Origin of the sequence: Stackebrandtia sp., from assembly GCF_035643755.1 — a bacterium.
GTDB lineage: Bacteria > Actinomycetota > Actinomycetes > Mycobacteriales > Micromonosporaceae > Stackebrandtia.
Window position 1 is genome coordinate 1 of record NZ_DASQPW010000053.1, and the last position, 13,950, is coordinate 13,950.

13 protein-coding genes are annotated in these 13,950 nt (G+C 70.8%); 10 read left to right on the forward strand and 3 right to left on the reverse strand.

The features are described 5' to 3' along the window. Positions 1-830 (forward strand): ArsR/SmtB family transcription factor (locus VE172_RS03870; protein WP_324797426.1); only part of this gene is annotated, 830 nt, incomplete at its 5' end. Between the two features lie 29 nt (positions 831-859). Here VE172_RS03870 and VE172_RS03875 read toward each other — a convergent pair. Then, positions 860-1,291 carry a PepSY domain-containing protein gene (locus VE172_RS03875; RefSeq protein WP_324797429.1) on the reverse strand — a complete coding sequence of 144 codons (432 nt, stop codon included), beginning with the start codon at positions 1,289-1,291 and terminating at the stop codon, positions 860-862. A gap of 135 nt (positions 1,292-1,426) precedes the next feature. Here VE172_RS03875 and VE172_RS03880 point away from each other — a divergent pair, with 135 nt between their 5' ends. The 3 genes from VE172_RS03880 (at position 1,427) to VE172_RS03890 (ending at position 5,395) form a co-directional block, all read left to right on the forward strand. Continuing rightward, on the forward strand, positions 1,427-2,107 hold the full coding sequence (locus tag VE172_RS03880) for a response regulator transcription factor (protein WP_324797432.1): 681 nt from the start codon (positions 1,427-1,429) through the stop codon (positions 2,105-2,107). A 70-nt stretch (positions 2,108-2,177) separates the two neighbouring features. Further along, complete coding sequence (locus VE172_RS03885; protein WP_349258244.1) at positions 2,178-3,512, forward strand: sensor histidine kinase; 1,335 nt, start codon at positions 2,178-2,180, stop codon at positions 3,510-3,512. Between the two features lie 197 nt (positions 3,513-3,709). Continuing rightward, on the forward strand, positions 3,710-5,395 hold the full coding sequence (locus VE172_RS03890) for an Hsp70 family protein (RefSeq protein ID WP_324797438.1): 1,686 nt from the start codon (positions 3,710-3,712) through the stop codon (positions 5,393-5,395). A 27-nt stretch (positions 5,396-5,422) separates the two neighbouring features. On the opposite strand, the gene VE172_RS03895 is transcribed toward VE172_RS03890, so the two are convergent. Beyond that, complete coding sequence (locus tag VE172_RS03895) at positions 5,423-6,184, reverse strand: SDR family oxidoreductase (protein ID WP_324797440.1); 762 nt, start codon at positions 6,182-6,184, stop codon at positions 5,423-5,425. Positions 6,185-6,272: 88 nt separating this feature from the next. On the opposite strand from VE172_RS03895, the gene VE172_RS03900 reads away from it, so the two are divergent. The 4 genes from VE172_RS03900 (at position 6,273) to VE172_RS03915 (ending at position 9,489) form a co-directional block, all read left to right on the forward strand. Continuing rightward, complete coding sequence (locus tag VE172_RS03900) at positions 6,273-7,124, forward strand: sigma-70 family RNA polymerase sigma factor (RefSeq protein WP_324797443.1); 852 nt, start codon at positions 6,273-6,275, stop codon at positions 7,122-7,124. Positions 7,125-7,176: 52 nt separating this feature from the next. Continuing rightward, the gene (locus tag VE172_RS03905; RefSeq protein WP_324797446.1) at positions 7,177-7,647 is read left to right on the forward strand and encodes a hypothetical protein; all 471 of its coding nucleotides are present in this window, start codon (positions 7,177-7,179) and stop codon (positions 7,645-7,647) included. A 62-nt stretch (positions 7,648-7,709) separates the two neighbouring features. Then, positions 7,710-8,858, forward strand: a complete 1,149-nt coding sequence (locus VE172_RS03910; RefSeq protein ID WP_324797449.1) for a serine hydrolase domain-containing protein — start codon at positions 7,710-7,712, stop codon at positions 8,856-8,858. Between the two features lie 172 nt (positions 8,859-9,030). Then, the gene (locus VE172_RS03915) at positions 9,031-9,489 is read left to right on the forward strand and encodes a flavin reductase family protein (RefSeq protein ID WP_324797452.1); all 459 of its coding nucleotides are present in this window, start codon (positions 9,031-9,033) and stop codon (positions 9,487-9,489) included. Positions 9,490-9,544: 55 nt separating this feature from the next. Here the strand turns inward: VE172_RS03915 and VE172_RS03920 are convergent, their stop codons facing one another. Next, positions 9,545-11,173: a hypothetical protein gene (locus tag VE172_RS03920; RefSeq protein WP_324797455.1), complete on the reverse strand. Its 1,629-nt coding sequence runs from the start codon at positions 11,171-11,173 to the stop codon at positions 9,545-9,547. A gap of 205 nt (positions 11,174-11,378) precedes the next feature. On the opposite strand from VE172_RS03920, the gene VE172_RS03925 reads away from it, so the two are divergent. Further along, complete coding sequence (locus tag VE172_RS03925; RefSeq protein WP_324797458.1) at positions 11,379-13,205, forward strand: hypothetical protein; 1,827 nt, start codon at positions 11,379-11,381, stop codon at positions 13,203-13,205. A 56-nt stretch (positions 13,206-13,261) separates the two neighbouring features. Next, positions 13,262-13,867 carry a hypothetical protein gene (locus VE172_RS03930; protein WP_324797461.1) on the forward strand — a complete coding sequence of 202 codons (606 nt, stop codon included), beginning with the start codon at positions 13,262-13,264 and terminating at the stop codon, positions 13,865-13,867. Positions 13,868-13,950 lie beyond the last annotated feature (83 nt).

Here is a 13,950-nt window from a genome sequence, read left to right on the forward strand (position 1 = left end):
CCGCCGGCTTGGACCTGCGGCCCATCACGCTGCTGCAACCCCGCTACGGGTACACCCCGGACTTCCTGGCGCCCCCGCCCGAGGGCCCGGACACCACCATCGACGCCGAACTCGACCGCGTCGCCGCCACCCCGCCGCACCAAGTGCGCGAGGAGATCGACCGCGCCCTGGCCGACGCGCCCGCCGCCGGCGGCACCGCCACCGCCCGCTGGCTGCGCGGCGACCCCGAGCGGGTGCGCGACGGCCTGGTCGAGTTGATCCGCGTCGCCTGGGACGGCCTGGTGGCGCCGGTGTGGCCCCGCGTGCGGGCGCTGCTGGATGCCGACGTGGCCTTCCAATCCCGGCATCTGGCCGCCGGCGGACTGGACCGGCTGTTCGCCGAGCTGCACCCCGCGCTGTCCTGGAAGGACAACGTGTTGACCCGTCGCCGCGGCGACGACGAGCACCGCGAGCTGCGCGGCGAGGGCCTGGTGCTGATGCCCAGCGCGTTCAAATGGGACCAGGTCGTCGTGATCGTCGACGCGCCGTGGCAGCCCACGGTGGTGTACCCCGCCCGCGGCCTCGGCGCGCTGTGGCAATCCGACGCGGGCCGCACCGGCGAGGCGCTGACCCGGCTGCTGGGACGCACCCGCGCCCAGCTGCTGGCGGGCCTGGCCGAACCGGCGTCCACCACCTGGCTGGCGCACCGCTTCGCGCTGTCGCCGGGGACCGTGTCGGGGCACCTGGCGATCCTGCGCGACGCCGGGCTGGCGGTCGGCGAACGCCGCCGCCACGAGATCCGCTACCGCCGCACCCCGCTGGGCGAGGCGCTGATCGGCGGCACCACGTAGGTCCCGGGCGGCGGCCCCGCCGACGGCGATCAGTCGTCGTCGTGGTGGTGGTCGTGGCTGTCGTCGTGGTCGTCCCTGTCGGCGGTGTTGTCGACGACCTTGCCGCTGGTGGCGTCGACCGTCACGTCGCGCTCCGTTCCCTTGGAGGTGACGATGTCGACCTCCCACACCGGCTTGTCCTTGGTGCCCGACAACTCCACGGAGGTGACGGTGCCGCCGCTGACCTCCCCGGCGGCGGTGTCGGCGGCCTCGGCGAGGCCCACCTTGGTGTCGAGCGGCGGGGTCGCCTCGTCCGCCTCGTCGCGGTCGTCGGAGTCGTGATCGGCGTGGGTGCTCGCGGTGTCGTCGTCGCCGTCGGCGAAGGCCGCGGTGGCGGCGACACCGCCGCCCACCACCAGCAGACCGGCGGCGGCCGCGCCGATCACCAGTCCGCGTCGTGCCGTCGAGCTGAGCTTCTTCATCGGGGGCTCCCTTGTCTGTTGCGCCTCGGAATTGATTACGCCGTCGACGATGCGCGCCGAAAGCTGAAGCCACGCTTAAGGAGGCTGAAGATTTCTTCAGCTGTTTGCGAGGGGTCGTGTGTCATGGTGGTCGGCATGCGAGTGCTGATCGTCGAGGACGAGAAACGCCTGGCCGAGGTGGTGTCGGCGGGCCTGATCGCCGAGGGCTACGGCGTCGACGTCGCCCACGACGGCGACACCGGGCTGACCATGGCCCGCAACACCCGCTACGACGCGATCCTGCTCGACATCATGCTGCCGGGCATCAACGGATACCAGGTGTGCCAACGGCTTCGCGCCGAGGACGACCAGACGCCGGTCATCATGCTGACCGCCAAGGACGGCGAATACGACGAGGCCGAGGGCCTGGACACCGGGGCCGACGACTACCTGACCAAGCCCTTCTCCTTCGTGGTGCTGCAGGCGCGGCTGCGCGCGGTGATGCGGCGCCGCGGCTCCGGCCTCGCCCCGACGGTGTGGCGGCTGGGCGACCTCGTCATCGATCCGGCCGCCCGCACCTGCCAACGCGGCGACGTCCCGATCGCGATGACGGCGCGGGAGTTCGCCGTCCTCGAGTATCTGGCCAGCCGCAACGGGGAGGTGGTGTCCAAGACCGAGATCCTGGAACACGTGTGGGACTTCGCCTATGACGGCGACGTCAACATCGTCGAGGTGTACGTGTCCAACCTGCGGCGCAAGATCGACGCGCCGTTCGGCCGCGGCGCCATCACCACCCAGCGCGGCGCCGGATACAAGCTGGCGGCCGACGGTGGCTAGGCGACGCTGGTGGCCGGCGTCGGTCCGATCGCGCACCACGATCGCCGCCACCGTCGTGGTCGCGGCGGCCATGGTCTCCGTCGGACTGTTGGTGGTGATCCTGTTGCGCGACAACCTGATTGGCACCGCCGAGCTGAAGGCCGAGTTCACCGGGCGCTCCGTCGCCGACCAGCTCGTGTCCGGCACCTCCCCGAAGAGCCTCGAGCTGCCCGACGACGACCGGGTGGTGCAGATCGTCGACGCGGCGGGCACCGTCGTGGCCGCCAGCGACGACCTCAGCGACTCCGTCCCGGTGGCCTCCTACGCCCCCCGACCCGAGGCGTCCGACCGGGACGATGACGACAGCGATGATGACGACGCCGCCGACGGTGATCACTCGTCCCGGGAGCTCCTCGGCGACTCGCCGAATCGCACCCTCGACGTCCCCGACGAGGACGGGCGCTACGCCTTCTTCGCCATCACGGCGATCACCCCCGACGGCGAGGCGCTGTCCGTCTACTCGGGAGTTTCGCTGGCCACGCAGGACCAGGTGGTGACCGACGCGACCCGGGCGATGCTGTGGGCGCTTCCGCTGCTGCTGGCGGTGGTGGCGGTCGTGACCTGGGCGGTGACCCGGCGCGCTCTGCGCCCGGTGAACGCCATCCGCGCCGAGCTGGCCGAGATCACCGCGGGCGACTTGTCGCGGCGGGTTCCCGAGCCTGCCTCCCGCGACGAGATCCACGCCCTGGCCCGCACCACCAACACCACCCTGGCCGCCCTGGACGCGGCGGTGACCCAGCAGCGCCGCTTCATTGCCGACGCCTCGCACGAGCTGCGCAGCCCGCTGGCGATCCTGCGGGCCCGGCTCGAGGTCGCCTCCGCCCACCCCGAACTGCTCAATGTGGACGAGACACTGGAGGACGTGGTGCGGCTCCAGGGGCTGGCCACCGACCTGTTGCTGCTGGCCCGACTCGACGCCGGACAGCGCCCCGGCTTCGCCGACGTCGACCTCACCGAGCTGGTGCGCGAGACCGTGGCGCGGCGCGCCGCCGGCGATCCGATCACCGTGGAGTTGAGTGTGGACGAGGACGTCACGGTCAGCGGCGTCAAGGGCCAACTGGAGCGCGTGCTGTCCAATCTGCTCGACAACGCCCAGCGCCACGCCCGCGAGCGGGTGGCGGTCTCCCTGCGCGCCAAGGACGGGCGGGCGCTGTTGGAGGTGAGCGACGACGGCGCCGGCATCCCCGCCGCCGACCGCGACCGGGTGTTCGATCGCTTCGTGCGCCTCGACTCCGCCCGCGATCGCGACGCCGGTGGCGCGGGCCTCGGGCTGGCGATCGTGCGCGACGTGGTGCGCGCCCACGGCGGGACGATCGAGGTGTCGACGTCGGTCCACAAGGGCGCGCGTTTCGCGGTGCGGCTGTGAATCGCCCGGGTGGCCGAACGGTCTCACCGCGTTTCATCCTTTCGGACACAAGGGATCGCGATCACACACGGTAAGCGGATCTGCGTTACCCTTGCGGCAGTGTCCGTATCGGCCAGTCCCGGGGGCTCGCGTTGGTGGACTCGTAACGTCGTGTGGAGCCGCCGCCACGGGTGCCCGAGGATGAGGAGGCGTCCACCATGGCTGCGATCAATCTGGGCGTGGACTTCGGTGGCACGGCCCTGCGCGCCGCGTTCGGCGCCCCCGGCGAACCCCCGACCACCGTTGAGCTCAGCGGCCTGACCTGGCCGTGGCTGCTGTGCGAAAGCACCCCGCGGGGCCAGCTGCCCGTGACATTTCCCAGCCTGAAGAGCCGACTCGGGTTGGCGCGCACGGCCAATCTGCTCGGCGAGAGCCTCGACCCCGCCGCGGAGGTGACGCGCGCGTTGTCGGCGCTGCGGGCCCGGGCGCTGGCCGACTCGTCCGACCACATCGGACACACCGTGATCAGCGTGCCCGCGCGCTACTACACCCGGCAGCGCCGGGCCCTGGTGGCCGCGGCGGCCGCCGCGGGGCTGGGCGACATCGGTCTGGTGACCGACTCGGTGGTGGCGGCCGTCCAGCACATGGGCGACGGCGGCCCGGGCACGCTTTTGGTGTACGGCATGGGATACGGCGGCTTCGAGCTCGGTCTGGTGCGCGCGGAGGGCGCCACGTTTCGGGCGATGGGCTACGAGGGCGCCACCTCCCCGGGCGGCGGCAGCCTGGACGCGTTGATCCTGCGCGCCTGGCACGAGACCGAGCGCCGCGCGGGCGCATACGCGCAAGACCGTCCGCGGCGGGAATCGCGGTGGTGGTCGCTGCGCGACCGGGCCGAGCGGCTCAAGGAGGAGCTGCTGTCGGACCGGAATCTGTTGCAGCCGTATGACATCCCGGGGCCCGGGGGCCGGACGTCCAGCACCGGGGACCGCCCGTCCTTCCAGCGCTACGTGCGGGTCCTGTTGTCGCGCACCGTGGAGCGGGCCACCGCGCTGCTGCGCCAGGTCGAGCAGCACGACGACGAGCTGGCCGCGGTGTTGCTGGTGGGCGGGGCGACCCGGATGCCCGCGGTCGTGGAACTGGCCTCGGGCCTGGGATCGCCCGTCATACCCACCACCCACGCCCACCTGAGTCTCGGCGCGCTGCGTTGCGCGCACCACGCCGCCCAGCGATCGGCCGTCGTGTCCGACGACCTGGCCGCGCTGACCGAGGGCCGCGCCACCGAGCCCACGATGGACACCCGGCTGTTCACCTCGGCTCTGCTGGACTCCCCGCGGGTCGCCGCCGAGGACGCCGCCGCCTCGCCCGTCGACACCTCCCGCCGCATGATCGGGGAGGGCAGGCTCGACGAGGCCGAGGAGACGTTGCGCGGCCTGGTATCCGAGGCGCGGCGGCTGTTGGACGACATCGCGGTGAGGCGCTTGGCGCCCTCGGCGGCGCGGGACTCCACCGCCCGTTTCTCCGTCGAGTTGGCCACCGCCCGCGAGCACTTCCGCGCGGGCCGCTACGCCGAGGCCGTCGGCGCCACCCACGCGGCCTGGGGCCGGGGCGACAACCCCACGGTGTTCGAGGAGATGATCGACCTGCATTGCCGCGCCGCCATGGCCGACCCGACGCCGGCCAGCTTCAGGACCGACATCACCTGGCTGAACTGCGCCCTGCACAACGACCCCGCCAATCCCCGGGTGCGCGAGCTGTTGGCGGAGCGCCATTACCTGCAGGGCAGGGAACTCCACCGCGCGGGCCGGATCGCCGAGGCCAGGCGCGTCGTCAATCACGCCCTGAACTGGAGGCCCGACCACCCCGAGGCGACGGCCCTGTCGAAACGCCTCGACAGGCGCCGTTGACCCCGCGAACCGTTGGCGGGTGGGCATTCACGCGACCCGCTCGGCGAGGAAGTCCTCCCAGCTGCGGCGTCCCCTGTCGACGCCGTCCACCGTGATGTTCTCGCCCGCGCGGTAGGCGCGGCCCGCCTTGCCCGGCATCCGCACGGGCATCAGCAGCCGTCGCTTTCCGCGCGCCGCGAGGTATCCGCGCATCAGCTCGTCCATTCCGTACTCGCGCGGGCCCGCCAGTTCGGGCACCAGACCGGCGGGCGGGCCGAGGGCGAGCTCGGCGAGGCGGGCGGCCACGTCGCGGGAGTCGACGGGCTGCATCCTGATGTGGCCCGGCATCGGGACGACGGGGAGCTTGGCCATCTTCTCCCACATGGTCAGCACCAGGTCGTTGACCTGGGCGGCGCGCAGGATCGTGTAGTCGAGCCCCGATGCGGTCACCACTTGCTCGGCGGTGTGCTTCATGTCGAGCCATCCCAGGGGCACCCGGCCCGCGCCGATCACGGAGATGTACACCAGGTGCTTCACCCCGGTGTTTCGCGCCGCCCGCACCAGGTTCGCGGTGGCGACGTCGTCGCGCTTTTGCCCGCCGGCCAGGTGAAGCACGGTGTCGGCGTCGCCGATCGCGGCCTCGATCCCCTCGCCCGACATCAGGTCGCGGGCGACGTACTGCACGCCGTCGGTCGTGGCGTGGGCGTGGCGGCTGAGCACCCGCACCCGCGCGCCGCTGTCGCGCAGCAGCGGGGTGACGAGCCGCCCGAGCGTGCCGGTGCCGCCGGTGATCAGAATGGACGTGTTCATCGTTGGTTCCCATCGGTAGTTTGTGCGTTCTACCGGACCGACCCGCCGGGCGCCGACGATGTGACCGATCGAGAGGGTATGTGACCTGATGAACACCGACGCCGGGTTCGAGTCCCACCGCGATCACCTGCGGGCGGTGGCCTACCGCATGCTCGGGTCGCTCAGCGAGGCCGACGACGCGGTCCAGGAGACCTGGCTGCGTTACCACCGCGCCGACACCGCGGGCGTGGACAACCTCGCCGCCTGGTTGACCACGGTGGTGGGTCGGGTGTGTCTGAACATGTTGCGCGCCCGCAGGGCCCGAGGCGAGGAACCGCTGGACGCGGCGCCCCCACCGGCCACCGACGGCCCCGAGGCCGACGCGGTGATGGCCGACTCGGTGGGGCTCGCCCTGCTGGTCGTGCTGGACGCCCTCGTCCCCGACGAGCGGCTGGCGTTCGTGCTGCACGACATGTTCTCCGTCCCGTTCGACGCCATCGCCCCGCTGGTCGAGCGTTCCCCCGAGGCGACCCGCAAGCTGGCCAGCCGCGCCCGCCGGCGCGTCAGGGGCACCGATCCCGCCCCGCACGCCGACCTGAGCCGACGTCGCTCCACTGTCGACGCCTTCCTGGCCGCCGTGCGCGGCGGAGACTTCGACGCCCTGGTGTCGCTGCTGCACCCCGACGTGGTGCTGCACGCCGACGCCGCCGCCATCCCGACCCCGCGGCCGGTGACCGTGGGCGGCGCCCACGCCGTGGCCAAGGGCGCGATGGCCGCCACGGGGCGCGCCCACTTCACCGGCGTCGCCCTGGTGGACGGTGCCTACGGGCTGATCATGGCGCCGCTGGGTCGGGTGCGGGTGGCGCTGGGCTTCACCATCGTCGACGGCGCCATCACCGCCATCGACGTGATCGCCGACCCCGAACGGGTCGCGGCCCTGGACATCGCCACCGCGCCATAGCACGCCGATACTTCGCCACACGCCGAAGTGTCGCGGCGTTAGCGTCCTGAGCATGAACGACACCGCACCGCTCACCGACGACCGCGACCCCGCCGACGTCATCGACGCCGCGATCGGGCACGCCCTGGGCCTGGCGGCCACCTGGACCGCCTGGGACGGCACGCCACTGCCCGTGGAGGACCGCGTCTACACGCCGCACAAGGCGATCCGCCGCATCGCCGACCACCTGGTCGACCATCTGGCGGAGATGGAGGCCCGTCTGGCGGGGCACGCCCCGATCCCCGACGCCTGGCACGCCTCGATGATCACGACGGCGGCGGACCTGGCGCCGTTCACCGACGACGATCTCGACGAGGCCCGCAGCCGTCTGACGCGCCTGGGACAGGTCTGGCGGGTCCGGTTGGGCGCCTTGGACCCCCGTCAGCTCGACGAATCGCCCGGAGAGGGCTGGTCCTTCCGTCAGCTGGCCTTTCACCTGGGCTCCACCTACTACGCCGACGCTGTGGGCCGCATCACAGTTTGACGGCGATGAATGTCGGCCCCGTGCGTAGTCTGCCCCTGTGAACCCATGAGAGAGGCATTCCAGTGAGCAACCTGCGCGAGGTTTTGACGTCCCACACCGATCGCGGCACCGCCCCCGGCGCCGTCGCCCTGGTCGCGCGGGGCGACCGCGTCGAGGTGGAGGCGGTGGGCACCGTCGATGTCGAGGGCACCGCCCCGATGCGGCGGGACTCCATCTTCCGTCTCACGTCGGTCACCAAACCGATCACCGCCGCGGCGGTCATGGCGCTGGTCGACGACGGCAAGATCGCATGGGACGATCCGATCGCCAAGTGGATCCCCGAGCTCGCCAACCCGATGGTGGTGCGCGACCCCACGGGGCCGATCGACGACGTGGAACCCGCTGATCGCCCCATCACCGTGTTCGACCTGTTGACGTTCCGGGCGGGCTGGGGCTTTCCGAGCGGCCCCGGCTTTCCCGCGGCCGCGGGGGTCTTCGCGTTGGCACGCCATGTCCTGCAGCCGTTGAAGGCCGAACCCGTGGACACCTGGGTGGAGGAGCTGTCGCGGATTCCGCTGCTGTACCAGCCCGGCCGCGCGTGGCTGTACGGCACCGGTTCCGTCCTGCAGGGAGTGCTGGTCGCCCGCGCCACGGGGCAGCGGCTGGGGGACTTCATGTCGGAGCGGATCTTCGCGCCGCTCGGCATGAAGGACACGGGATTTTTTGTGCCGCGGGACAAGCGCGATCAATTCACCAGCCTTTATACGCCCAATGAGGATGGTGGGCTGGATCTCGTGGACGCCCCCGACGGCCAGTGGAGCGCCGATCCCCGGTTCCATTCCGGCGCGGGCGGTCTGGTGTCCACCGTCGACGACTGGTGGGCGTTCGCGCGGATGATGCTGGGCGAAGGCACGCTCGACGGCAAGCGCATCCTGTCGCGGGAATCGGTGCGCGACATGACGACCAACCACCTCACCGCGGGCCAGCGAGCCGAGATCGAGGTCTTCACCGAGGGCCAGGGCTGGGGCTTCGGCGGCACGGTCGATGTCGACGACCGCGACCCGTGGACGGTCCCGGGGCGGTACGGATGGGTCGGCGGCACCGGAGTCACCGCCCACCTGACCCCCTCCACAAGGGACGTCGTGATCCTGCTGACCCAGCGGTGCTCGATGGGAGCCGCGCCCACGGAGATGATGCGGGACGTCTGGCGCTACGCGGCCCAGGCGGGCTGATCCCGGCTGACGTGGCGGCGCCCTCGCCCACGGTGGCGTGGCGGGCGTCGCCTTTGCCCGGGACGCCGAAATCACGGACGGCCCCTGCTGTCATGATGTCGGGGACGACGACCCACACATCGCATAGGGAGCAACAGAAGTGACCGTCGCGGCGGACGCGATCAGGCAAGCCATGTCACCGTCACCGGTGACCGTCATGACCACCATCGACCGCACGGGACGACGCTGGGGTTTCACCGGCAGCGCCCTGTTCTCCCTGTCGGTGCGGCCACCGTTGGTGATGGTGGCCGTCGACAAGGCCGCCAGCACCCACTCGGCCTTCGTGACGTCGAAGCGATTCATGGTCAACGTGTTGTCGCACCACCAGGACGACGTGGCCGGGCGCTTCGCCCAATCGAATGTGGACAGGTTCTGCGCGGGCGACATGACCCCCTGCGAGCACGGCCTGCCCGGCCTGGAGGACGCCGCGGCCCGGCTGTCCTGCACCACCCACGCCGTGCGGGACGGCGGCGACCACAGCATGGTCGTCGGCGTGGTGGACAGCGCCCACATGGGATCGGGGGAGCCCCCGCTGCTGCATCACGACCCCCGCTTCGGCGACCTCAACCCGCGGATGGCGACCACCCGCTGACGCGAGATGTGGGCCGCGCCAAGGCATCGGCGCGACCCACATCGGATTCACTCGGTTATTCGCAGCTCGGGTACTTGAACGAACCGATCCGGGTCTGCCAGTCGGCGCCGTTCTGCTCGTAGTACTCGGTGGTGTACCAGAAGGTGCAGCCGTCGGCGGGGTCGACGCTCATCTCCGAGTAGTCGCCCCAGCGGCCGTAGTTGCCGTCACCCGGCGCCCCCTTTCCCTCCACGAGGGACGTCTCTCCCTGGCCGAGCTGACCCGTCGGGTCGTCGGCCAGGCGTCCCGCGTAGCGGACCGAAGGATTCAGGGATTTGGACGCGGCGCTGTAGCCGACGGCCATGTCGCCCTGCTTGTCGACCGCCAGCGACGGCATGAAGCGCGACACCCCGTCGTTCGGGGCGTAGACGCCCTGCTGGTGGATCGACGCCGTCGGGCCGGTTCCGGAGACCTCGTACCAGGCGACGCCGGCGGTGGCGCCCGTCTTCACGGTGTGGCTGAGCCACAGCGAACCGTCGACGAGCTGGACCTGATTCATCACGCGCGGGCTCAGGCTGTCGACCTGTTCGCCGGGCGTGGCGATCTTGCCGAAGTCGGTGTACTTCACCGGCAGGTTCGCGGTGTTGGCGAACTTCGACTTGGACGCGTCCGACCAGTCCACATTGAACGTCCACAGGCTGATGTTCCCGCCCCAGATCGACGCGATGGGCTCGCCCGATCCCGGGGCCGGGGACGCGGAGTTGGCGGGCATCAGGCTGAAGAAGCTGGAGTCGGTGGTGGCGTGCTGCACGTTGAGCGTGGTCGAGCCGAGGCTTTCGCGCTGCAGCGCGTAGACGCCGGCGCCGGTGTAGTCGCTGGTGCCGAAGTTGTTGGTGGTGAAGTAGACGCCGTCGGGCCCGGAGCCGAACTTCGGGTAGTCGGGGAAGTCTCCGTCGCCGGCGGGCACCGAGTAGAACGTCCACGTCGACGTCACCGGGTCCTTGCCGGACGACACCGCCACGCACTCATAGAACGGGCCGGCGTTCTCGTCGACCCAGGCGAAGTCCGCGATCACCCACTTGCCGCTGGGCTGGTCGTACACGACGGTGATGTCGCCGCCGTTGTGGGAATCGCAGGCGTCGGAGCCGGACTTGTCGAAGAAGTCGTCGTAGGTGAACGCGGCGACCTGCTTGCCGTCCGCCTTGGCGTAGATGCCCACCGAGGTGTTCACCGTCTGGACGAAGTAGTCGGGGCCGACGGTGCCGTTGGTGTCCGGCGGGTGCCCCGCGCCCCAGGTGTTGAAGTCGAGCCCCTTGACGTTGACCAGGGGGTCGGGCGCGGGCGTGGCCCCGTCATCGCGCTGGACGTGGGAGGACTTCTGGTCGGCGCCGGAGTCCTTCGGCGAGCTCGCCGACTCCTCTTCCTCCTCCTTCTCGCGCTCGCTGGAACGCTTGTGGGCCTTGCCGTGCAGGGTGCGCGCGTCGAGCTTGACGCGGTGCCCCTTCACGGTGCTGGCCTCGGGCTTGCTGCCCTTGGCGTCGGGGTCGGCCTTGACGGTGTCGGAATCGTGATCGTGATCGAGCGGGGCGGGCACGGAGTCGGCGGAGCCGTGGGCATCGGCGTAGCCGGTGGCAGCCACCAGACCGGCGGCGACGACGGCGACACTGGCCGCCGCGGCCACCACAATCTTTCGGGTACGGCGCATCGGAGGGGTCTCCTTGGGGGTAACCGTTTTCGGGCATTTGGGGGTGTGGGGCCGGGTGACCGGCCGTGAGAACCCAAGCTACTACAAGGAATAGTGCCGTCAACAGGGGTAAATGTGCAAATATCGCGATTGATCGGGACGTGCGGCGCCGTCCCAGGTGTCTCGTACAGTGGACTCCCGATCCCCTCGACCGTGAAGGACTCCGTTGCCCGCCAACGATCTGACCGACATCGAACAGCGCGTCCGCGACGCCGTGGCCACGGGACGCGTGGTGGACCTGCGCGACAACGGCGCCCCCGCCGATCCGGGAACGCCCCACCCCGGGCGCGAGGTGCGCGCCGCGGTGCTGGCGGGGCTGATCCTCGACGCCCCGCCGGGATCGGTTGGGCTGCGGCTGCGCGGCGCGCGCGTCGTCGGGCACCTCAACCTGGGCGGCCGCCAGGTCGGCATGCCCGTGGACCTGCGCGACTGCGCCTTCACCGGCAAGGTCCACCTCGCCAAGACCTCGTTCCCCGAGCTGTCGATGCGGGGATCGGTGTTCCCGCATGGCATCTCCGGGCGCGGGTTGCGAGTGGACGGTGCGCTCAACCTCACCGACTGCCGCTTCGCGGCGCGGCTGTACCTCAAGCGGCTGCGCGCCGAGATCGTGTTCCTGGACGGCGCCAAGGCGCACGGCTCGCAGCACGCCGCGGTGCAGCTGCGCGGCGCCGAGATCGCACAGGAGCTTTACTGCCGCAGGGGTTTCGAGGTACACGGCGGCACCGTGCTGTACGGCGCCAAGATCGGCGGACAGTTGATCATGGACGGTGCCTGGCTGGAGAACCCCGGCGACGCCAGCCTCACCGCCGCCAACCTCGAGGTGGAACAGGACGTCAAGCTGCGCGGGGTGCGGGCCAACGGGCAGGTGCGGATCGCCAAGGCCGCCATCGGCGACAACCTCGAACTGTCCGGAATGGCCGTGGCGCACCCCGGCGGCATCGCCGTGGACGCCACCATGATCGAGGTGGGGCACAACGTATTGCTCGACGACGGGTTCTCCGCGATCGGCGAGGTGAACTTCTTCCTGTCGTGCATCGAGGGGCGGCTCGAAGTGGACGGCAGCTGGCTGTCCAACCCCGGCGGCACCGCGCTGGACGCCTCCCGCGTCGACATCGGCCAGTCGGCGCTGTTCAACCGCATGGCCGCCGAGGGCACCCTGAACCTCGGCGGTTCCCAGATCCACGGCCAGGCGTCCATCAACCAGACCACCGTGCTCAACCCCGGCGGCGACGCGGTGCTGGCTCCACAGTGCACCATCGGGCAGTCGCTGTGGATCGGGCGCGGGTCACTGCTGGACGGAACCGTCAACCTCACCAATTCGTCCATCGCCAACCGCTTCCACTTCACCCAGGCCAAGGTGACGCGGATGCTCGCCGTCGACCTCGACGTCGACATCCTCGACGACGACCCCGACTGCTGGCCCGACGACTCCCACATCTCCGGGATGACATATCGGCGGCTGCCCGAGGACGAGCGGGGCTGGCCCTCCACCCGCATCAGGTGGCTGCGCCGCCTGGAACCCGGATACACCCCGCAGCCGTACACCCAGCTGGTGTCGGCGTACCAGGGCATCGGCAGCAGCGCGGGCATGCGCGAGGCGATCATCGCCCGCGAGATCGCCCGCCGCTCCGCCCACACCAGCCGCTGGTACCGCGCGGGCAGCCGGGCGTGGGGCGCGGTGCTGCGCTGGACCATCGGCTTCGGTTACGCGCCCTGGCGGGCGATCCCGTGGATGGGCGCGCTGTACGTCGTCGCCTGGGCCACCTTCGCCTCCGCCCCGCGCGGCTCCTTCACCTCCGACAACGGGCACGACGTGTTCCATCCCGCGCTGTACGCCCTGGACACGATCCTCCCGGTGATGCAGCTGGGCAGCCGCGACGAGTTCACCGCCCACGGCGCTTATACGTGGTGGCAGCCGGGTTTCACGTCCGTCGGCTGGTTCCTCGGGCTGGTCGCCGCGGCGGGTATCGCGGGCGTCTTCAAACGCGATTGAGGGAACCTTGCGCACCTGGCCCCCAAGCGCCGAAAGGGATCTGTTAAATATTCGATGTGAATTCCCAGGCGCATGGCGCAGGATGGACCGACCGTGCGCTGTCCACCCTGCGGCTGACTCCGGCCGTGGTGACCTCGATCGGGTTGGCGACGGGTGTCGCCGCCCCCTTCGTCGCCAAACAGGGCGGGGTGTGGATCTTCACCGGGGCGGTGCTGGTCGCCGTCACCGTCCTATGTGATCGCGCCTATCCCGCCACCACCATGCTGCGCGGCACCGCGTCGCGGCGGGCCCTGGTGTTCGTTCCGCTGGCGGCGCGGATCACCGAAGCGGCGTGGCTGTACGGGTTCTGGAAGCTCGGAACGCCCGCGGGAGTGGTGATCGCGGCGGGGGCGATCTCGTTCACGCACGAGTACGTCCGCGCCAGGGGGATGATCGCGGGATTGCGCGACATTGGACTGTCTACCCTGGGGGAACGGACGATTCGGGGACTGGTCGCGCTGGCGGGCTACGGCACCGCGGGGGCGGTGGCGCTCACCTCGTCGAAGCTCAGCGCGGGGCTGGCCACCGGCATCGTGACCATCTCCGCCACGGCGTGGCTGTTGCTGGGGATCTTGGGGTTTGTGCAGCTCCTGGTGGTCATGTCGGCCGCGCTGAAGCGCTAGAACCCGTTCGGGGAATCTTTCGAACAAAAATTCGAGATCCCCTTGCGAAGTTGTCGTCAGCGGGGTTTACTATCCAAGTGTTC